This is a genomic window from Acinetobacter sp. ANC_7553 (genome assembly GCF_056779895.1).
On sequence record NZ_JBWYIV010000015.1, the window covers coordinates 13,331 to 33,412 of the forward strand.

Consider the following 20,082-nt stretch of genomic DNA (forward strand, 5'->3'; position numbering starts at 1 on the left):
TTATGCACTATAATGGTGCAAATAAATATAAGTTAAAAAAAATCCAGCCTTGGAGAAAGCTGGGTATATAAGAGAAATAACCACTATAATATTTAGTAAATCTAAAAGGTAAAACTCAATTTATTTAAATATAAAAAAAAACTTAGTTAACGAGCATGTAATTATGTGAAAATTAACTTAAATTGCAAAGATCGTAACCCTTTGAAATTCCGAATCGACCTAACACTTTACAGCCAAGTAGGTGAAAAAAGTCACATTATTTATTTTCAAATGAGTTAAAATTAAACGAAAATCTTAAATTTCATGTAAATTAACATTTTCTTTATACGTTTTATCCGATTCTAATAATCTTTTTTTTGTATAATTTCGATGCATTTTTTTAGCTTAATCGACCTTGAAAATCTCCTTATCACATTGTTATTTTTGAATAAAATGTTCAAAAATTCATGTTCTTAATCTTCTTGTATAAAGACATAACACACAAAATAAATTTAGACCAGCAGGCTATTACCTTAAAGATCATTGACTTAATACATTGTTACAATACAATATTTACTGCATATTCATTCGACATTTATTTGGTAACTATTATGAAAAAAATTAGTTTAGCCACTGCTTTATTAGTAGCAATGACTGGGGCACACGCATATCAAGTTGAAGTACAAGGCGCTGCTGAATACTTTGATGACTCATTGAACAATGATAACTATACTGGTTCTGTTCAAGGTACTTACTACTTCAAGAATGTAGACTCAACTAAAGGGCCTTTAGCTGAAGCGGCTTTCTTAAATCAAGCATCTAATGTTTCTGTTGCTTATAACTTCGGTGAATATTCTGCTGATATTAAAGCTGCTAATCAGAAAGTTGAAGCTCAGCAACATAACTATGGTGCAAAAGCTGAAGCTTATATCCCAACTAAACTTATTCCTTTATATGCAAGCGCGTCATATAGCCACTCAAAAACTGATGCTAAAAATGACTTCACTGCAAATAACCCATTAAACCACCCACAAGTTGCTAAATTAGCAGATGGTAACGGCGATCGTTATGCTTTAGAACTTGGTGCAATGTTACTTCCAAACTTCTTAGTTGCTGTAGGTTATACAAGCGTTGCTGATCAATACTCTTTTGATGTCTTTAAAGCAATCAACAACGGCAGCGTATTCTCAGCACTTGAAACAGGTACTATTGCTGAAGATCAAGATGCGATCACAGCTCGTACTAAATATGTAGGCGGCATCACTGATACAAATATGTCTGTTGGCTTTGAAGCTGGTTTAGTATACGGTGAAGATACACTTTACCAATTAAAATCTGACCTTTACTTCAATCCACAGTTAAGCGCAGGCGTTTCTTATACTGAATCAAGCTTTAATGACACTCCAAGCTCAGCTATCGGTGCTAACGTAAACTACTTCATCACTCCAGCTGTAGCTGTTGGTGCAAGTTATGTAAATGCTAACGCTGAAAATGGTTCTAGCCGTGATACTGAAACTGTTGGCTTAAATGCTAAATTCCGTTTCTAATAAATTATTAGATACAGAATCAAAAAAGGACGCATAATGCGTCCTTTTTTTATCAGTCACTAGTTACTCAGGGCTACGAATTACACTTAAGAAATGTAAATGTCTTTCATATTGATCAATGACATCTTGAATTAAGTCTTCTTGTGTCCAGTCCATCACATCATAGGCCTGTCCACCCTCTCTTAAAAAGACTTCTGCTTGATAATAGTCCTGCTCAGTCACCATTGTGTCTGGCATAAAGCTCGGTGGCGTTGTTCTTTGTGACATCACTTGATATACGAAATTCAACTCGTCATGATGATCTACCCTCAACTCTATTCCTTCACCCAATCGATTTACACTAACCTTAAACTGTCTTCTCTTGAACTCTTTCTGCACTTGCTCTAATGCTTGAGATACTTGAGATTCAATAAATACATCAACCTCTTCCTTAGAATGAGGATAGTGCATAATCAATCCTAAGCGTTTTTGCCAACTCCGTGGTTGATGAATTGCTCGAGGTGTAATTCTCGCTTCTTGCAAAGCATTCATTTTAATTAAATCTACTTTTAAGGCTTTGAGTAATCCCCAACAAATAAAGAGCATAATGACGGAGAATGGCAATGCACTCATGATGGTTGCAGATTGTAAAGCACCGAGCCCACCGACCAATAATAATACAATTGCCAATACCGCCATAAGCACAGTCCAAAAGAGTCGTTGCCATGTCGGTGAACCTTCACCTTTAGCCGTCAAATAGTCTGTAACTAATGCACCTGAATCCGCTGAAGTGACAAAGAATAAAATAACCAGCGATGTTGCTACCACACTCATCATTGAAGCGAGTGGTAAGCTATTTAAAAATTCGAATAATGCAACGGAAGAATCCTTCTGTACGGCTAGCATCAGTGCTTCATTGCCTTCTTGCATAATACTGAAGAGCGCAGCATTCCCCATAAAGCCCATCCAAATGAGTGTAAATCCAGTAGGAATCAAAATAACTCCAACGATAAACTCTCGAATAGTTCTTCCGTGAGACACACGTGCGATAAACATCCCGACAAATGGTGACCATGAGATCCACCATGCCCAATACATAATCGTCCAACCACCAATCCAACCATTGGGTTGATAAGCATATAAATTAAATGTCATGGTAAAGAGATTAGAAACATACTGACCCATGTTCTGAATTGTGGTTTGCAAAAGATAAATGGTAGAACTCGTGAAGAATACAAAGAGTAATAAGCTTAATGCCAATACTAAATTCAGCTCAGACAACCGTTTAATTCCTTTTTCTAAACCTAGAAAAACGGATAATGATGCCAATGCACTGACGATAATAATCAGTATCACTTGTGTACTTGCTGATTGAGGAACATCAAATAAATAATTCAAGCCTGAGTTAATTTGCGTTACACCAAAACCCAACGTTGTCGCCACACCAAATACTGTTCCAATCGTGGCAAATGTGTCTACGGCATCCCCCATTGGACCATGAATTTTTTTTCCAATGATCGGATACAGCGCAGAACGCACTTTTAAAGGCAATTGATGTCGATAAGCAAAATAGGCCAAAGACAATCCAATCAATGCATAGATCCCCCATGCATGAAGTCCCCAGTGGAAGAAAGTCACTCGCATCGCTTGCTGCGCTGCCATAACCGTTTCTCCATCACCGACTGGCGGAGAGACATAATGCATTACAGGTTCTGCTACCCCAAAAAACATCAAGCCAATCCCCATACCTGCGGTAAAGAGCATTGCAAACCAAGAGCCATTACTGTAACTCGGTTGGCTATGATCTGGACCGAGCCTGATTTTGCCGTAGTCAGAAATTGCGATATAAGCCAGCACGATCAGAAATATGGCAACTGCTAAAACATAGAACCAACTAAAAGAATCCGTAATCCATTGGTTCAGTTGCTGAGTAACTAATTCAAAACCATGAGGAGATAACACCACAGTGGCCAAAAATACAAAAATGATGAGTACCGTGCTGATAAAAACACGTGGATTTACATTTGAATACCATGAAGGATGCTGAGAAGACATAATTCCCCTATATATTTATTTTTCGGTGAAACGCTTCAAACTGGATAAAACGCTATATGAATTGAGATCATTTATCCTCAACCTCATACAAAGCCGAGTTAGTTTCATCAAAAACAGAATAGAAAATCGACTCAATATAGAGCATCGGAGACTGTTTGTTGATCTAATTACTTATTATTCATGATTTTGCAGATGAATGCCGTTAGCAAGATGTAACGTTCTGTTTTAATCATCCTGATGCTTTGGCAAATGAGCAATGTATTGCAGTGCAATTAAGCGCGAAACAATCAAAGCCAGATACATGACTCCACTAAACATTTGAATCATGGCAATCAGTCTCGCCAGCGGACTCAAGGGCATAATATCTGAAAGACCTGTTGCCGACTGAATACTAAAACTGAGAAACAACAAATCTAACCAACTATGTTGAACAGATTGTTCAGGCGTTATGCTAAAACTCAGTGGGTCATATAGCTGGCAGATGCTATATAAAAATGCGAAGCTCCATGCAATTAAAGTAAAAACAGCCGCTGCCGCAAATAATTCATCTTTGGTCAAATAGCGGTCTTCGAACATATATCGAACCAAACCATAAGCCGCTGTCGTATACGCGATAACTTCAAATACATGCGCTGTAATTTGAATATAGGCTTGATGGTATCCAATCAGAATCAAGAAAGAAAAAATGAGAGCCCCTAGTACCCCAAATAAACCTACAGCACTAAAAATTGGGGTCATTTTGATGACTTTAGCAATAATAAGAAGGACTAAAGCACCGAGAATCCAAGTCATGGAGCGATAAGCCAAATCATGACTTGATACCACTGCGAGGAATAAAATCAGCAGCTGTAAAATCAGTAGACAAGCGGATGGTAAACGTACCAGATCACGTATCGCGCGGCATATTAACCTCATCTCAACTCCAACTATTTTTATTGTTTTGTTTGAATGAAAGCATAGCGGACAGTTGATGAATTGTATGTCATTTAAAATAGAAATTTGGTAAAGAAAAAAGCCCCTTAAAGGGGCTTTTTATCATCATCAGTATGGCTTAGTGGTCTGATGCACCAGAAATACCAATACCTGTTTGTGAGCGTACAAACTGTGCATCAAATGCTTTACGTTCAGCTTGCGCTTGTGCAGAATTGTCTGTCACAGAGAATAACCAGCAGAAGAAGAATGCTAAAGGCATCGCAAATAATGCAGGACCGTTATATGGATTAATTGGTGTATCAGAAATACCAAGCGTATCTACCCAAACTGCTTTAGAAAGTACGATGAGTACAACCGCTAAAACTAATCCAACAACACCACCAGCAACCGCACCACGCGTTGTTAAACCTTTCCAGAACATTGAAAGTACAAGCACTGGGAAGTTTGCACATGCAGCAACAGAGAATGCTAAACCTACCATGAAGGCAACGTTTTGTTTCTCGAACAAGATACCCAAGATCATCGCAAAGATCGCAAGACCTAAAGTCGCGATTTTAGACATACGAAGTTCAGATTCAGGTGTAGTTTGTCCTTTTTTCAATACGTTCGCATATAAGTCATGTGAAATTGCTGAAGCACCTGACAACGTTAAACCTGCAACAACTGCGAGAATCGTGGCAAATGCAACCGCTGAAATGAAGCCCATGAACAAGTCACCGCCTAAAGCATCAGACAAGTGAACCGCAGCCATGTTATTACCACCAACAAGCTCTAGCTTGCCAGTTACTGCCATTTTCGCAATATCAAGGAATTGTGGGTTGTTCGATACATAGAGAATCGCACCGAAACCAATGATGAAAGTTAAAAGATAGAAGTAACCGATAAAGCCTGTTGCAACAACAACTGATTTACGTGCTTCTTTCGCATCTTTTACTGTGAAGAAACGCATGAGGATATGTGGTAAACCAGCTGTACCAAACATCAATGCTAAACCAAGAGAAATCGCATCAATTGGGTTTGATGCCAGACTACCTGGTCCCATGATTTTGGTTGCATCATCTAAGGTTAAATCATGTACTTTAGAGAAGACTTGAATCGATTGCTCGAACATATTGGTGAAGCTAAAGCCAACGCCTTTCATCACCATAAATGCCATGAAGGTAGCACCTGACAACAACATCACTGCCTTAATGATTTGCACCCATGTTGTCGCTAACATACCGCCAAAAATAACGTATGCCATCATAAGCAGACCGACGATGACGACAGCAATGTTATAGTTCAAGCCAAACAGAAGCTTGATCAACTGACCAGCGCCGACCATTTGGGCAATCAAGTAGAATGCAACAACAACAAGAGAGCTTAACGCTGCCAGTGTGCGTACAGGTTTTTCTTGTAAACGGAATGATACAACGTCAGATAAATTGTATTTACCCAAGTTACGCAAACGCTCTGCTATCAAGAAAAGTACGATAGGCCAACCTACCATGAAACCAAGTGAATAGAGTAAGCCATCGAAACCTGACAGGAAAACCATCGCAGAAATACCAAGGAACGATGCTGCGGACATATAGTCACCAGCAATGGCTAAACCATTTTGGAAACCAGAAATTCCACCGCCTGCGGTATAGAAATCTTTGGTGTTTGTGGTTTGTTTAGCTGCCCATTTGGTAATCCCCAGCGTTGCACCGACGAAAATCAAGAACATGATAATCGCAGGCCAATTTGTTGCTTGTTGTTCTGCTGCACCTAAATCAGGACCTGCGAATGCCAATCCAGATAACATTGCAGTCCCTGCAAATGTGAGTAAAGAATTCCATTTCATCTTAGTGTAGTCCCTTCTCGTGAGTGATGGCTTCAACTTCGCGCATAGCTTCTTCGTTTAATTGATCGAGCTTATTGTTGGCAATGTACGAATACACACCACATAACAAGAAAGACAGCACGATGATGCCTAATCCTAGAGGGATACCCCAAGTGGTTACACCACCTGAAAGCGATGACAATAAAAATTCTTTGTTATAGCCAACTAAAAGCATAAAACCAACGTAGACAAACAGCATAATGCCTGTCAATGTCCAGCTCAGTGTGCTTTTCTTTTTGACCATTTCTTTGAATTTGGGATTCTGTAGAATTTGCTCTACTTGTCTCTCATCCATAAACAAGACTCCATATGAGACCCAACCGTAGGTCATTTTTTTTATTTAAATTATTCCGATTTTTAAATTAGCAAGATTTTGCATTGGTTGTAATTTAGACTTTGGTCGCTAAATTTTGATCAATTTGAACGTGACAGTTCATGGATGCGTTATCATTACACGAGATTCTCAAGTGTAAGTCCTATGAACAGTTGGTTGATTATTGGGGTACTCGCCCTCTACATCCTCATCCTTTTTATTTGCGCCTTTTTTGGTGAAAAACATGCCAGTCGGCTCAGCCCACGTGGACGCATGTTATTGTTTAGTTTGACCTTAGGCGTGTACTGTTCGTCTTGGACATTCTACGGCGCAACGGGTGCTGCTGTTCGTGAAGGGATCATTTTCCTTCCAATCTACTTAGGCCCACTTCTGTTTGTCTGGTTTGGTTATGATATTTGGCGTCGCTTAGGTCGAGTACGTCAGCACCATGCTATTTCCTCAATTGCTGACTTTGTGGCAGCACGTTATGGCAAAAGCGGACCTCTCGCCTCACTCGTCACCATTTTAGCCGTGATCGCCATCATTCCTTATCTTGCCTTACAACTGAGAGCCATTGCACTCAGTGCATCCGTGATGTTGCAACAAGATTCAGAAGTGATGAATCTGACCACCAATGGTGTTCTTGCACTTACAGGGGTTCTCGCAATTTTGGCTATGATGTTTGGTACACGTCAGATTGCCAACACCGAACAGCATGGCGGTTTAATGCTGGCAGTCGCTTTTGAATCCTTTGTTAAATTATTTGCACTCCTCTGTGTCGCTTTTTTCTTTTTATTTGAACGCCCCGAAAACCTCATTCAAGTTTCCGCAGACGTATCCAAAACCTTCCATGAAATTCAACTGATGGGCGTGCCAGATACCTTTTGGATTCAAACACTTTTAGCAGCATTAGCGATTATATGTTTGCCACGCCAGTTTCATGTTGCTGTAGTTGAATTACGTGATGAAAAACATATTCGTGGTGCGCGCAGATGGTTTGCCGCTTACATCATTTTAACCGTTGTCGCGATTATTCCGATTGCAAGTTGGGCACTTCATGCTGCACCAGAATACATGGCAGTCCCTGATGTTGCCGTGCTGTCACTGCCTTTGAGCTATAACCAAGAATGGCTGACGCTCTTAGCATTCCTTGGAGGATTTTCGGCTTCAACTGGTATGCTTTTAGTCTCTTCAGTCGCACTCTCAATCATGCTCAGTAACGACTTGATTATGCCTGCGCTATGGCGTTTGGGTTGGATTTCTCGTCATGACAAGCGTTTACCTCGAATGCTGAAATTCACACGTCGCGTATGTATTTTGGCGGTCATGCTACTTGGATTCTTATTCTTCCATTTCTTTAATGACATTGATCAGCTGTCAGTATTTGGTCTTTTGGCATTTAGTGCTGTTGCACAGTTTGCACCTGCACTTATTGGGGGGTTGTACTGGCGTGGTGGAAGTAAACAAGGGGTCTATGCAGGTCTCATCGTTGGTTTTGTGATGTGGAGTTACACACTGCTCTTACCAACAATTTTAAGAAGTTTACCAGATGAATATTATCAATTTACTTATTCGTTTCTGATGTTTGGCCCTCTGGGATTTGACTTATTAAAGCCTGAAGCATTACTTGGTTTTGAATCATTTGCGCCATTAACACATGGTGTAATTTGGTCACTTGGCTTAAATATCGTGCTCTACATCTGGATCTCACGAATTTATCGTCCAAGTATTGCTGAGCAAATACAGGCAGAAAGTTTCTTCTATTACGAAACAAAACCCCTACAAACGCAACAAACCTCAAATGAAGTTAATTATTTACATCATGATGTCGCACGATTAAAAGTGGGTGACCTGATCACGCTTGCCAAACGGATTACGGGTGAAGGTCCGACCATGCATGCGTTTAATCAATTCTGCTTATCCAATAATGTGATATTAAACGAAAACAGCAGTGCCAATGGGATGTGGTGGCGTTTCACTGAACAATATCTTGCTGGCACAATTGGAGCTGCATCGGCACGTACCCTACTCACTACAGCCATGGTTAACAATGGATTAGCACTTGGACAGGTCGCTAATATTCTAGATCAAGCATCACAATGGCAACGCTTTAACCAAAATCTAATTATGACCATGATCGACCACATGACCCAAGGGGTAAGTGTTGTCGATGAAAACATGTGTTTAGTCGCATGGAATAATCAATATCTCGTTTTATTCGATTATCCAAAAGATTTGGTATATGTGGGCTGCCCAATTGCAGACTTGATCCGATACAACGCAGAGCGCGGTGAATGTGGACCTGGTTCCGTTGAAGAGCACGTACGTAAACGTATTCATTGGATGAAAGTAGGTAGCGCTCATGAGTTCGAACGTATTCGAAAAGATGGTCGTGTTATCCAAATGCGAGGAAATCCAATCGAAGGCGGTGGCTTCGTGACGACATTTGCTGATATCACGGCATTCCGAGAAACTGAAGCACTACTTGAAGGACGCGTTCAAGATCGTACTCAACAACTTGCCAATGCCTTGGCAGAACAACAATTGGCACGTGAACAAGCTGACAAAGCCAATATGTCAAAAAGTCGATTCATTGCTGCAGCAAGTCATGATTTACTTCAACCTATGCACGCTGCACGGTTATTCAGTACGGCATTAGAACAAAGCATTCAAAATGAAGAAGATGCTAAAACGCTACAGCAACTCGACCGTGCCTTACATGGTGCAGAGAGTATGCTTTCTGCATTATTAGACATTGCACGTTTAGAAGGTGGAACAATACAACCTAAACGACAAGCCTATCCATTACATGACCTATTGAGTGACTTAGAACTACAATTTAAATCAATTGCAGCACAACGAGCGATCTCCTTCCGAGTGCATGACGTGAAGTTCTGGATTGATACAGATCCTCAATGGATTCGCCGTATTATTCAAAACTTTGTCAGTAATGCCCTAAGATACACAGCAAAAGGTCGTGTAATTGTTGGGGTGTTACGTTCAGCAGAAAGAGCGAATCATATTCGTATTGGTGTTTGGGATACTGGTCCAGGGATTGCTGAACAACAACGTATTAAACTCTTCCAAGAGTTTGAACGTTGCGGACATACCTCGCCATGGGGTGAACAAGGTTTAGGTCTTGGACTCGCCATCGTTCAGAGAATGACCAGTATGTTGGGTTATCCTGTGCATGTGTATTCCGAGTTGGGTAAGGGTTCATGTTTTATGATTGAAGTCCCACTCATCGATGCACCAAAGGTTGTGACCGCACCAGTTCAAGCCACACCATTAAAATCTGCAGCGTATAAAATTTTATGTTTAGACAATGATGAAACTATTTTAGAAGGCATGGCAACTTTGCTTACTAAATGGGGTTATCAAGTGTTTAAAGCCACAGAACCTGAACAAGCGCTTGAGATTATTCAACAAGAGAACATTCAAGTTTGGTTGGTCGATCAACACCTGAATTCAAATAAAATAGGATTAGATTTTATTGTAGACTATCGTCAAGAAAATGTACCTGTGGCATTGATTACAGCTGATTCAGATCCTGAGCTTCCTCAACGACTCAAAGAGCTGAATATTGTCCTACTGAAAAAACCTCTCAAACCTGCCTCACTACGTTCATGGTTATCAGGTTTAAAAATTTCAAAATAAGATTTGAATAGTTATATTTTGATACATTCATCACCCAGTTTTTCCAAGAAGAGCTGGGTGATTTTTATACATATTGACACTGTACTTTACAATGATTGGCAGTCCTCAGCTTCACAGGTGGCAAAAGAGAACAAAATAAAGCTAAAGAGAGCGTTGGCGATTGACCAAAAAAATCAAAGTCTGATTTTCTATGGCAAAACACATCAAAAGTTGAAAAAGTATTTAAAACAAATAGTTACAAGTTTACTAACATCATGTTTTTAGATGACAAATTTACTCATCAAATAAAAATTAATACTTTAGTCTTATTCTTATTGCAATCAACATAATTCTAAATCTAGCCATCAGCACATCTTCTTTCGATTAAAGCAATCAAAGTGCCTCAAATTTTCTCGAGAATAAAAGTATCAAATGGAGTCTTGCAATGAACATTTCAGAAGCTATGCCACATGGTTTAGATCGTAATCACGAATTTCATCGCCAATATGGTGCCAATGCAATTTTGCCTGAAATCAAGTGGCAAGAAATTTTTCCATCTACATCCTTAAAAAATGTACATGTACGTGCCTTGGAACAGATTTACCAAACTGCAGTACCTTTGGCTTTACAGGTTTTTGAACAATTAAAATTTGATGTATTTACACCAGCAGCTTATCACCCTCAAGGCTTAGGTTTATTTGATAAATTGGCACAACAAGAAAATCAACTTATTCAACGTTTAGCATCAGAATGCCGAGATTTAGATGAACATACGCGTCATCAAGTGTGGAGTATGTTGTTGCGTGGTGGTGCCGTTTTGGTCTTTAAAGCTTGGCTTGGTAAAGTGAAAACTGGTGAAAATACGCTTGATACCACGCAGTTTGATGAAATTTCAGATTTACTCTTTATCAAAACACCGCCGCTTGCACTCGCAGAACAATTAGGCATCGATGCATATGCAGATTTCGATCATATTTTTCTCATGTATGGCAATGAGGTGTTTTTAGATCGTTTTAATGGACTTGAAACGGCTGCACTCTTTGTTGATCTGAAAGTTTATGATGCCGCTTTTTTAAGTCTTAGAGATGATCGCGTTGCAGAATATTTAAAACGCAAGGGCTATGTAACACAAGATCAAATTGATGAACTTCAATGTGCACTCAATCCTCTATATTGTAATGAGTTGACACCTAAACAGGACTGTTTAGCCTAAAGTAGATACGCATCGAAAAAAAGACCTTTGATTAGGTCTTTTTTTCAAATCTAAGAATCAATTAAACACGTTTTTCTTCGATGTTTAATGCATTAATCGCTAATACAGCCTGAGTACGATTTTGAACGCCTAATTTACGGAAAATCGCGGTCACATGCGCTTTAATCGTTGCTTCAGAAACATCAAGTTCGTATGCGATCTGTTTATTCAACAAACCTTCTGCAACCATCATTAACACTCGGAATTGTTGTGGTGTTAGAGATTGAATACGTTCTGCTAAAGCTGTTTCATCTGCAGCACGTGGATCAAAGTTTAAATTCGCAGGCAGGTTTGGTGGTAACCACATATCCCCTTCTAATACCTGACGAATCGCTTCACCAATGTGACTTGGATGCGCTGATTTTGGAATATAGCCCATTGCACCATGTGCAATCGAGCGTTGAATAATTGAAACTTCTTCATGCGCCGATACGACAATAATTGGTAACGATGGATACTGTGCACGCACATGCACCAACGCTGAGAAGCCTGATGCACCTGGAAGATTCAAATCTAAAAGCACTAAATCTGGTTCAGGACCTTTTTCTAAACGTTCATAAAATTCATTAACAGCAGCTGTTTCATGGATTTGGGCTTGCGGTAAGCTGTAACGAACTGCTTGAATTAAAGCATGACGAAACAGTGGATGATCATCAACGATTAAAATATTCATAAGCGAGGCGAGAGATCTCAAACACAATCAATATACTAACTGTGCTATAGCTGTTAAGGATATATAAATATTAACGAATTTTTGCAGAAAATGTCGGGCTAAATCTTACAAACGCGATTTTTTTATGTAATTTTGAAAATTCGATAAGCACATCACTTTTAAATATAAAATTTATTCAAATATTGAAATAGCTTATTCATAATCATAAATATACGTTTATTCAGTTATTTATCACTTATTTGTATCTCAAAAAGATTAAATTATCGCCATATACGCAAAAATGATATTTATTCTTATTTTGCTTATTTTACAGAATAAGCATAAATCCACATAAATAGTGCATCCGAGATTAATTTTAAATTTTTAGGTTTGTACTATGTCTACTGCTCAACAAAAACCATTAAATATCGTTGCTGTCTCTGGCGGTCTAAATAATCCTTCAAAAACTGAAGCGCTTGTTCAAGCGATTTTGGATGAGTTAGGTGAAGCAACACCTATTAATGTGCATTTTATTAAATTTAGCGAAATCGGTCATTTATTAGGTGGTGCCATTTATCGCAATCAGCTGCCGCAACGTGTTCAAGATGATCTTGCTGCTGTTGAAGCCGCGGATGCGTTGATTGTGGGAACGCCCGTATATCGCGCATCTTTCACAGGTTTATTTAAACATTTCTTTGACTTTGTAGAACAAACTGCGCTGGTTGATGTGCCTGTATTACTAGCTGCATCAGGGGGCAGTGATCGCCATGCCTTAGTACTTGAGCATCAATTGCGTCCTTTATTTAGCTTCTTCCAAGCACAGACTTTGCCAATTGGCGTTTATGCAACTGATCGTGATTTTACGCCTGAATACACCATTCACAGTGAACTATTACGTGCGCGCATTACCTTAGCCATTGCTCGTGCTTTACCAATTTTAGAGTGGGCACCAGCCAAAGGTAAACGTGCTGAAGTCGTTAAAGATAAAACCCAACAAGCCAATCAAAACTTGGGCATTAACAAACAAATCGAACAAGAAGAAGTATTGCCTTCAGCAGCAGTACCAAGTTTAGATGCAGCAGAGTCACGCTTGCATCACAAGAATAATGCTGCCCCAAAAATTGAAGTGGTATAAATATAATTGAATCAATGAGGGTATAAGCCATGTCTAATGCAGAAAAACAAGCGATTAAATTTGCCTATTGGGTTCCAAATGTCAGCGGTGGTCTTGTCGTCAGTAATGTTGAACAACGAACAGACTGGAGCTACGACTACAATGTTCGACTCGCACAAGCTGCTGAAAAAAGTGGATTTGAATATGCTTTGACACAGATTCGATTCACGGCAGGATACGGTGCGGAGAATCAGCATGAATCTGTAAGCTTTAGTCATGGCTTATTGGCAAAAACTGAAAAGTTACGTGTAATCGCAGCAATTTTACCAGGCCCTTGGAAACCCGCGCTGGCGGCTAAACAGCTCGCGACAATTGATCATTTAACCAATGGTCGTATCGCTATTAATGTTGTGAGCGGATGGTTCCGTGGTGAATTTGATGCCATCGGTGAAGAATGGCCTGAACACGATCAACGATATGCACGTTCAGAGGAGTTTATTCGTAGCTTAAAAGGCATTTGGACGCAGGATAACTTTAGTTTTGATGGAAAATATTATCAATTTAAAGACTACACCTTGAAGCCAAAACCTGTTCAAAGCCCACATATTGAAATTTTCCAAGGGGGTAGCTCGCGTGCCGCACGCGATATGGCATCTCGTGTTTCTGATTGGTATTTCACCAATGGAAACACGCCTGCTGAAATTAAAAAGCAGATTGATGACATCCGTGAAAAAGCCAAGCTGAATCAACATCAAGTCAAAATTGGGGTGAATGCCTTTATCATTGCTCGTGATACTGAAGAAGAGGCAAAAGCTGTGCTTCAAGAAATCATTGACAATGCAAATGTAGAAGCAGTCAATGCCTTTGGTGATGCAACTCGTGAAGCAGGTGCCGCAACTCAAGAAGGTGAAGGTAACTGGGCAAAATCAACATTTGAAGATCTCGTCCAATACAACGATGGGTTCAGAACAAATCTCATCGGTACACCGCAACAAATTGCTGAACGTATCGTCGAATTAAAATCAGTTGGTGTGGATCTGATCTTATCTGGCTTCTTACATTTTATTGAAGAAGTTGAATATTTTGGTGAAAAAGTACTGCCTTTAGTTCGAAAACTCGAAGCTGAACAGCAACAACACATCATCGCTAAATCAGCTTAATTGGTCTTCGATTAATTAACAACGATCTGAATGAAAACAGCGCTTTGTTCAATCTTGTTTTGACCCTGATAACTATAATAATAGCGTCATGCAGTAGCAACTTAACCCCCCAAGGCTCGGCTTGGGGGCTTTTTATTGGATAGTTCATATAATCTGATCAGCAACAGTACATCGAAAATTGAATAAATCGTACATTGTTCCGCTGTTACACGGTTATAATCACCTCAAAAATGAAGACAGCACAGCCTTATGGGTTCAATTCAATCAATAGAACATTCAAACAATTCCTCTGGTACTTCAGCGAATAAAATGGCGGTTCATATTATTTTCGCTATTGCATTAGCGCATGGATTACATGATCTGATCCAGTCTTGCTTACCTGCCATTTATCCCATGCTGAAACTCAATTTTGACTTGAGTTTTACCCAAATTGGGATTATTTCTTTGGTCTATCAAATGACTGCATCAATTCTACAACCTTGGGTTGGACTCTACACTGATAAGCATCCTAAGCCCTACCTCCTCCCTTTGGGTATGTGTGTTACACTGCTAGGTATCGTTCTGCTGGCATTTGCATGGACTTTTCCAGTCTTACTGATTTCAGCAGCACTCATTGGTGTGGGCTCATCCGCCTTTCACCCAGAAGCCTCACGAGTAGCGAGAACAGCATCAGGTGGTCGCTTCGGAACTGCTCAATCCGCTTTTCAAGTGGGTGGTAATAGCGGCTCTGCCGTTGGGCCACTGTTGGCCGCAGCAATCATTGTACCGAACGGTCAAGCCTCAGTTGCTTGGCTCATGATATTTGCCATTTTCGCTATTTATCTGCTTTACAGAATCAGTCGATGGACCATTCAATATGGTGTTCAAGCTGCTTCAGCAGTAAAAGCCAAGCAATCAACACCGTTGAAAGGTTCTAAACTTGTACAGGGAATTGTGATTATCTGTGCGTTAATGTTTGCAAAATTCACGTACATTGCAAGTATTGGAAATTACTATACCTTCTATTTGATCGAAAAGTTTCAGGTCAGTATTCAACAAGCTCAGCTTTATTTATTTGCTTTTTTAGCCGCAGTCGCAATCGGTACTTTTGCTGGCGGCCCTATCGGTGACAAAATAGGTCGTAAAGCTGTCATTTGGATTTCCTTCATTGGCATGGCACCCTTTGCATTACTCATGCCACATGTGAATTTGATGTGGACGTGTATCTTTGCGATTCTTGCTGGATTGATTATGTCTTCCGCATTTTCAGCAATGGTTGTATATGCACAAGAAGCGATGCCAGGTCGTGTCGGCATGGTCTCTGGTTTGATGTTTGGTTTGATGTTTGGGATCAGCGGTATCGCGGCAGCAGCTTTGGGCTATGTGGCAGATCATCAAGGTATTCGTTGGGTCTTTCACTTTAGCTCATACTTACCACTACTGGGCTTATTGACCTTCTTTTTACCTAGAACCAATTGATCTGCGTAAGATGATCATCGCTACGATCTCAGGTAGGATTAAAAGCAATTAAGATTTATTTTTAGGCAAAGGTTTATTATGTATACAGGTATCGTGCAAGGGTTAGAAAAAGTATTAGATATACAGCATAAAGAGGGATATCGGACTTTTGTGATTTCTAATGAGCTCAATCTTTTTCATGATGTATTTATCGGCGCCAGTGTTGCGATTAATGGTGTTTGCTTAACCGCTACACAAATTGATCTGATCGCTGGTCAAGTGCATTTTGATGTTTCAAATCTAACACTTGAATTAACCACTTTAGGTCAACTCAACGTCGGTGATGAGGTCAACATTGAACGCTCCGCTAAAGTAGGTGCTGAGAATGGTGGGCATAATTTATATGGTCATATTGAAGGCACTGCAACCGTAAAGCATTTAACCAAAAATGGTGAAACTGTTCATATCGACCTTGAAATTCCAAATGGCAATATCAAATATTTCTTCTTAAAGGGCTTTATCGGTTTAAATGGCTGCAGTTTGACAGTCAATCGGGTTGATCGTGCAAACAATCAAATCTCAATCGATCTTATTCCAGAAACTTTACGCTTAACCACATGGAAATATATTCAAGTCGGCGATCAAGTCAATTACGAAATTGATCAGATGACACGTACGCTTGTCGATACTTTAGAAAATATTCATCAAAAATAAATAAAAGCCTCTACGATAGAGGCTTTTTTCATAATCAATTCGATCTAAGAGTAGAAACTCGGATCTGGAACTTTTCCAGTTAATGCCCACTCTCCGACTTCCTGATATTTATAATCAATTGGATCATGCAGGGTTTGGGTTCGTACATTACGCCAGAATCGATCTAAATTCAGTTTTGCAGTAGTGGCGCGTGCGCCCATCACTTGAAAAATATTTTGTGTCACATAAAGTGAAGTATGAGTCGCTGCGATTTTGGCGGTAGCGATTGTAATTGAGACTTCACCACGTTGCTCCGCAGTTAATGTTTCCCCTTCATCCCACGCCTTTTGTAATGTATTGATCGCTTTTTCCGCGAGCAAGCGCACACCTTCAAGTTGCACATAAAATTCGGCGAAATGCTTTTGGGTAAATGGATCATTCACCGCTTGTTCAACCAGTGATTTCGACCAAGCTTTTTGTGTTTGAACTGTCTCTTTCGCAACATTGAACGCTCCCTCAGCAACACCTAAAAATAAATGCACGAAAATCAGTTGAGCAATTAGCGGTCTCAAACTTGAATAAGGTGTACTTAAAGGACCGGGATTGAGGAGTAATTCATCCTTGCGAATTTTGACCTGTTCAAAATGACTGGTACCACTATCCGTTTGACGTTGCCCCATATTATTCCAATCCCCAAGAAAGCTCACACCCTCTCGTGCTGTTGGAATCACGCCAATCAGTAACTTTCCATCTTCATTAAATCCCGAACAGAGCAGGATATCTGAATCAATTGATCCAGAACAAAAACTTTTATCACCATGGAAGATAAATTCTTCGTCAGAAACTTGTTTCGCGGTTGTTCTACGATCTAATGGATTTAACGTATTTCCCCAAAATAAGTTGTGTTTGGCGGTCTGTCTAAACCAATCTCCATATTGAGCTGGCTGTGCAAAAAGTTGTACCGTCGCTATAAGCAAATGATGAAAGCCATATACATGCGCAAGCGAACTATCGACTTGAGCAATGGTTTGAATGGTTTTAAAAATCGTGCTCCATGTTGCACCTTGCCCACCAAGTTCTTTTGGAATAGATAAAGACAATAAACCACTTTGTCGAATTAGATCTCGCTGAGCCTTTGGATTTCCACCCTGTTTGTCGCGTTCTGCTGCGGTCTTCGCAAACTCAGATGCAAGTATTTGCGCAGTCTCAAGTGGCGTTTCAGGGTTAAAATTTAGGGGAGAATTCATTGTTATGTTCCGTATCGCATCTGCTGATAAGCTTAGCAGATCAACATGATTTGACTTATCACAATGCCTGCTTTTCTTATCACTGAACTAAAAATACCGCTAGTTGAACTAACGGTATTTAAAACATGACTTCGTCTGTTTAATCGGGATTACTGCTGTGATTTCACTTCAGCAATTAATTGATCCACGACCTGTGGATCTGCCAAAGTTGAGGTATCCCCCAAACTATCTAGCTCATTAGCAGCAATTTTTCTCAAAATTCGGCGCATAATCTTGCCTGAACGTGTTTTTGGCAATGCTGGCGCCCAATAAATTGCATCTGGTGTAGCCACAGGTCCTAAAACTTTTCTTACCCAACCTACTAGCTCTTTCCTGAGTTCTGCTGACTCTGGCGTATCTGCCTGTAAAGTTACATAGGCTGCAATCCCTTGACCTTTGATGTCATGTGGCATACCCACAACGGCTGCTTCTGCAACATGTTCATGTGCAACCAATGCACTTTCAATCTCTGCAGTCCCCAAGCGGTGTCCCGAAACGTTCAGAACATCATCCACTCGCCCCGTAATCCAGTAATAACCATCTTTATCACGGCGTGCACCATCTCCCGTGAAATAATTCCCTGGATAAGTTGAGAAATATGCCTCGATAAAACGATCTGGATCACCCCAAATGGTACGCATTTGTCCTGGCCAAGAATCTTTGATCACCAAATTACCTTCAGCCTCTCCTTCTAGCTCTTTACCATCAGCATCAACCAAAGCAGGTTGTACACCAAAGAATGGGCGTGTTGCAGAACCAGGTTTAAGTGCAGTTGCGCCCGGTAAAGGCGAAATCATGAAGCCACCTGTTTCAGTTTGCCACCATGTATCTACAATTGGACAACGACTTTCACCAACTACGGTGTAGTACCAGTTCCAAGCTTCAGGATTAATTGGCTCTCCGACGGAGCCCAACAAGCGTAAACTACTACGGTCACTTTCACGGATAAATGCATCACCTTCACGCATCATCGCTCGGATCGCCGTTGGTGCCGTATATAAAATTGTGACGTTGTGCTTATCTACAATATGTCCTGTGCGTGCCCAAGTTGGATATTGTGGAACACCCTCAAACATCAATGTTGTCGTCCCATTTGAAAGCGGACCATACAACACATAAGAGTGACCAGTAATCCAACCGACGTCAGCGGTACACCAGAAAATATCGTCTTGTTTTAAATCAAATACTTCCCTAAAGGTAAAGTTCGCGTAAGTCAGATAACCGCCTGTAGTATGTAGCACACCTTTAGGTTTACCCGTTGAGCCTGAAGTATATAAAATAAACAGCGGATCCTCTGAATTCATTGGTTCAGGTGGACAGATATCTGTGACTGTCATGATTTCCATGTGATACCACAGGTCACGACCTTCATGCATTGTGATTGGGTTACCAGTACGATGCACCACAATGACATTTTGTACAGAGCTCGTCCCTTCAAGCTCCATCGCTGCATCAACGTTTTCTTTCAGTGGAATTGGCTTACCACCCCGCATGCCCGAGTCTGCTGTAATGATGACTTTTGCTTGGCTATCATCAATACGACTTGCTAAAGAATCTGGTGAAAAACCTCCAAACACCACGCAATGTACTGCGCCAATACGCGTACATGCCAACATCGCAATGGCTGCTTCAGGGACCATTGGCATATACAGAACAACACGGTCGCCTTTGGTCACGCCATGCTTCTTGAGAACATTGGCAAAACGACAAACTTCATCGTGTAATTCTTCAAATGAAATAATTTTATGGCGTGATGGATGATCACCTTCCCAAATAATCGCAGGTTTATGTGGGTGTTCTTTTAAATGTCGATCGAGACAGTTTTCACTGACATTTAATTGGCCATCTGCAAACCATTCAACTTTGTAATTCTCTTTATCAAAGTTGGTATTTTTGACTTGTGTAAAAGGCTTAATCCAGTCTAGTTTCTTGGCTGCTTCGGTCCAAAATGCTTCGGGGTTTTCAATAGATGCTTTATACCGCTCGAAATATTGCTCTTCATTGGTTCGTGCAGTTTTTTTAAAAACTTCGGGTACTGGATATATTTCATTCATAATTCGCATCCTTGATTTATGTTTCTCATCTCGAGAGTTGTCTTGATCATACTGATCATTTTTTGTCTTATATCTTGAGTATGACTATACTTTAAAATTTCAAACAATCATGCTTTGGTCGTAGACTG

The 20,082-nt window shown here is 40.2% G+C and carries 14 protein-coding genes; 7 read left to right on the top strand and 7 right to left on the bottom strand.

Features of this window, described 5'->3' with window-relative positions:
* Positions 1–590: 590 nt before the first annotated feature.
* A complete protein-coding gene (gene omp33-36 / locus AC1M9I_RS12140) occupies positions 591–1,526 on the top strand; it encodes a porin Omp33-36 (RefSeq protein ID WP_180028475.1) in 936 nt (311 codons plus the stop codon).
* A 63-nt stretch (positions 1,527–1,589) separates the two neighbouring features.
* On the opposite strand, the gene betT is transcribed toward omp33-36, so the two are convergent.
* The 4 genes from betT to AC1M9I_RS12160 all read right to left on the bottom strand — a co-directional run bounded on the left by betT (position 1,590) and on the right by AC1M9I_RS12160 (position 6,652).
* Positions 1,590–3,560, bottom strand: coding sequence for a choline BCCT transporter BetT (betT, locus tag AC1M9I_RS12145; protein WP_481611108.1), 1,971 nt, complete (start codon positions 3,558–3,560; stop codon positions 1,590–1,592).
* Positions 3,561–3,785: 225 nt separating this feature from the next.
* The gene (locus AC1M9I_RS12150) at positions 3,786–4,475 is read right to left on the bottom strand and encodes an ion channel (RefSeq protein ID WP_481594493.1); all 690 of its coding nucleotides are present in this window, start codon (positions 4,473–4,475) and stop codon (positions 3,786–3,788) included.
* A gap of 136 nt (positions 4,476–4,611) precedes the next feature.
* Positions 4,612–6,318, bottom strand: a complete 1,707-nt coding sequence (locus tag AC1M9I_RS12155) for a cation acetate symporter (protein ID WP_481611109.1) — start codon at positions 6,316–6,318, stop codon at positions 4,612–4,614.
* Position 6,319: 1 nt separating this feature from the next.
* Complete coding sequence (locus AC1M9I_RS12160) at positions 6,320–6,652, bottom strand: DUF485 domain-containing protein (RefSeq protein ID WP_035265779.1); 333 nt, start codon at positions 6,650–6,652, stop codon at positions 6,320–6,322.
* Between the two features lie 183 nt (positions 6,653–6,835).
* On the opposite strand from AC1M9I_RS12160, the gene AC1M9I_RS12165 reads away from it, so the two are divergent.
* Both AC1M9I_RS12165 and AC1M9I_RS12170 read left to right on the top strand, forming a co-directional pair.
* Positions 6,836–10,327, top strand: coding sequence for a hybrid sensor histidine kinase/response regulator (locus tag AC1M9I_RS12165; RefSeq protein WP_481592835.1), 3,492 nt, complete (start codon positions 6,836–6,838; stop codon positions 10,325–10,327).
* Positions 10,328–10,751: 424 nt separating this feature from the next.
* Positions 10,752–11,519 carry a hypothetical protein gene (locus AC1M9I_RS12170; RefSeq protein ID WP_035265786.1) on the top strand — a complete coding sequence of 256 codons (768 nt, stop codon included), beginning with the start codon at positions 10,752–10,754 and terminating at the stop codon, positions 11,517–11,519.
* Between the two features lie 61 nt (positions 11,520–11,580).
* On the opposite strand, the gene AC1M9I_RS12175 is transcribed toward AC1M9I_RS12170, so the two are convergent.
* Positions 11,581–12,231 carry a response regulator gene (locus tag AC1M9I_RS12175; RefSeq protein ID WP_035265788.1) on the bottom strand — a complete coding sequence of 217 codons (651 nt, stop codon included), beginning with the start codon at positions 12,229–12,231 and terminating at the stop codon, positions 11,581–11,583.
* A gap of 376 nt (positions 12,232–12,607) precedes the next feature.
* Between AC1M9I_RS12175 and msuE the strand changes: the two genes are divergently transcribed.
* The 4 genes from msuE (at position 12,608) to AC1M9I_RS12195 (ending at position 16,635) form a co-directional block, all read left to right on the top strand.
* A complete protein-coding gene (gene msuE, locus AC1M9I_RS12180; RefSeq protein WP_481611110.1) occupies positions 12,608–13,345 on the top strand; it encodes an FMN reductase in 738 nt (245 codons plus the stop codon).
* Between the two features lie 29 nt (positions 13,346–13,374).
* Complete coding sequence (gene sfnG, locus AC1M9I_RS12185) at positions 13,375–14,484, top strand: dimethylsulfone monooxygenase SfnG (RefSeq protein ID WP_481592833.1); 1,110 nt, start codon at positions 13,375–13,377, stop codon at positions 14,482–14,484.
* A gap of 309 nt (positions 14,485–14,793) precedes the next feature.
* A complete protein-coding gene (locus AC1M9I_RS12190; protein WP_481594552.1) occupies positions 14,794–15,942 on the top strand; it encodes an MFS transporter in 1,149 nt (382 codons plus the stop codon).
* Positions 15,943–16,020: 78 nt separating this feature from the next.
* On the top strand, positions 16,021–16,635 hold the full coding sequence (locus tag AC1M9I_RS12195) for a riboflavin synthase subunit alpha (protein WP_481611111.1): 615 nt from the start codon (positions 16,021–16,023) through the stop codon (positions 16,633–16,635).
* A 44-nt stretch (positions 16,636–16,679) separates the two neighbouring features.
* Here AC1M9I_RS12195 and AC1M9I_RS12200 read toward each other — a convergent pair whose 3' ends face one another.
* Together AC1M9I_RS12200 and acs are read right to left on the bottom strand one after the other, a co-directional pair.
* Complete coding sequence (locus tag AC1M9I_RS12200; protein WP_035265792.1) at positions 16,680–17,861, bottom strand: acyl-CoA dehydrogenase family protein; 1,182 nt, start codon at positions 17,859–17,861, stop codon at positions 16,680–16,682.
* 149 nt (positions 17,862–18,010) lie between these two features.
* Positions 18,011–19,954: an acetate--CoA ligase gene (acs, locus tag AC1M9I_RS12205; RefSeq protein ID WP_035265794.1), complete on the bottom strand. Its 1,944-nt coding sequence runs from the start codon at positions 19,952–19,954 to the stop codon at positions 18,011–18,013.
* Between the last annotated feature and the right edge of the window lie 128 nt (positions 19,955–20,082).

Excerpts from the sequence above, each read along its gene's own strand:
- omp33-36 (WP_180028475.1), top strand. The coding sequence starts at position 591 with ATGAAAAAAATTAGTTTAGCCACTGCTTTATTAGTAGCAATGACTGGG.
- betT (WP_481611108.1), bottom strand. The coding sequence starts at position 3,560 with ATGTCTTCTCAGCATCCTTCATGGTATTCAAATGTAAATCCACGTGTT.
- AC1M9I_RS12150 (WP_481594493.1), bottom strand. The coding sequence starts at position 4,475 with ATGAGGTTAATATGCCGCGCGATACGTGATCTGGTACGTTTACCATCC.
- AC1M9I_RS12155 (WP_481611109.1), bottom strand. The coding sequence starts at position 6,318 with ATGAAATGGAATTCTTTACTCACATTTGCAGGGACTGCAATGTTATCT.
- AC1M9I_RS12160 (WP_035265779.1), bottom strand. The coding sequence starts at position 6,652 with ATGGATGAGAGACAAGTAGAGCAAATTCTACAGAATCCCAAATTCAAA.
- AC1M9I_RS12165 (WP_481592835.1), top strand. The coding sequence starts at position 6,836 with ATGAACAGTTGGTTGATTATTGGGGTACTCGCCCTCTACATCCTCATC.
- AC1M9I_RS12170 (WP_035265786.1), top strand. The coding sequence starts at position 10,752 with ATGAACATTTCAGAAGCTATGCCACATGGTTTAGATCGTAATCACGAA.
- AC1M9I_RS12175 (WP_035265788.1), bottom strand. The coding sequence starts at position 12,231 with ATGAATATTTTAATCGTTGATGATCATCCACTGTTTCGTCATGCTTTA.
- msuE (WP_481611110.1), top strand. The coding sequence starts at position 12,608 with ATGTCTACTGCTCAACAAAAACCATTAAATATCGTTGCTGTCTCTGGC.
- sfnG (WP_481592833.1), top strand. The coding sequence starts at position 13,375 with ATGTCTAATGCAGAAAAACAAGCGATTAAATTTGCCTATTGGGTTCCA.
- AC1M9I_RS12190 (WP_481594552.1), top strand. The coding sequence starts at position 14,794 with ATGGCGGTTCATATTATTTTCGCTATTGCATTAGCGCATGGATTACAT.
- AC1M9I_RS12195 (WP_481611111.1), top strand. The coding sequence starts at position 16,021 with ATGTATACAGGTATCGTGCAAGGGTTAGAAAAAGTATTAGATATACAG.
- AC1M9I_RS12200 (WP_035265792.1), bottom strand. The coding sequence starts at position 17,861 with ATGAATTCTCCCCTAAATTTTAACCCTGAAACGCCACTTGAGACTGCG.
- acs (WP_035265794.1), bottom strand. The coding sequence starts at position 19,954 with ATGAATGAAATATATCCAGTACCCGAAGTTTTTAAAAAAACTGCACGA.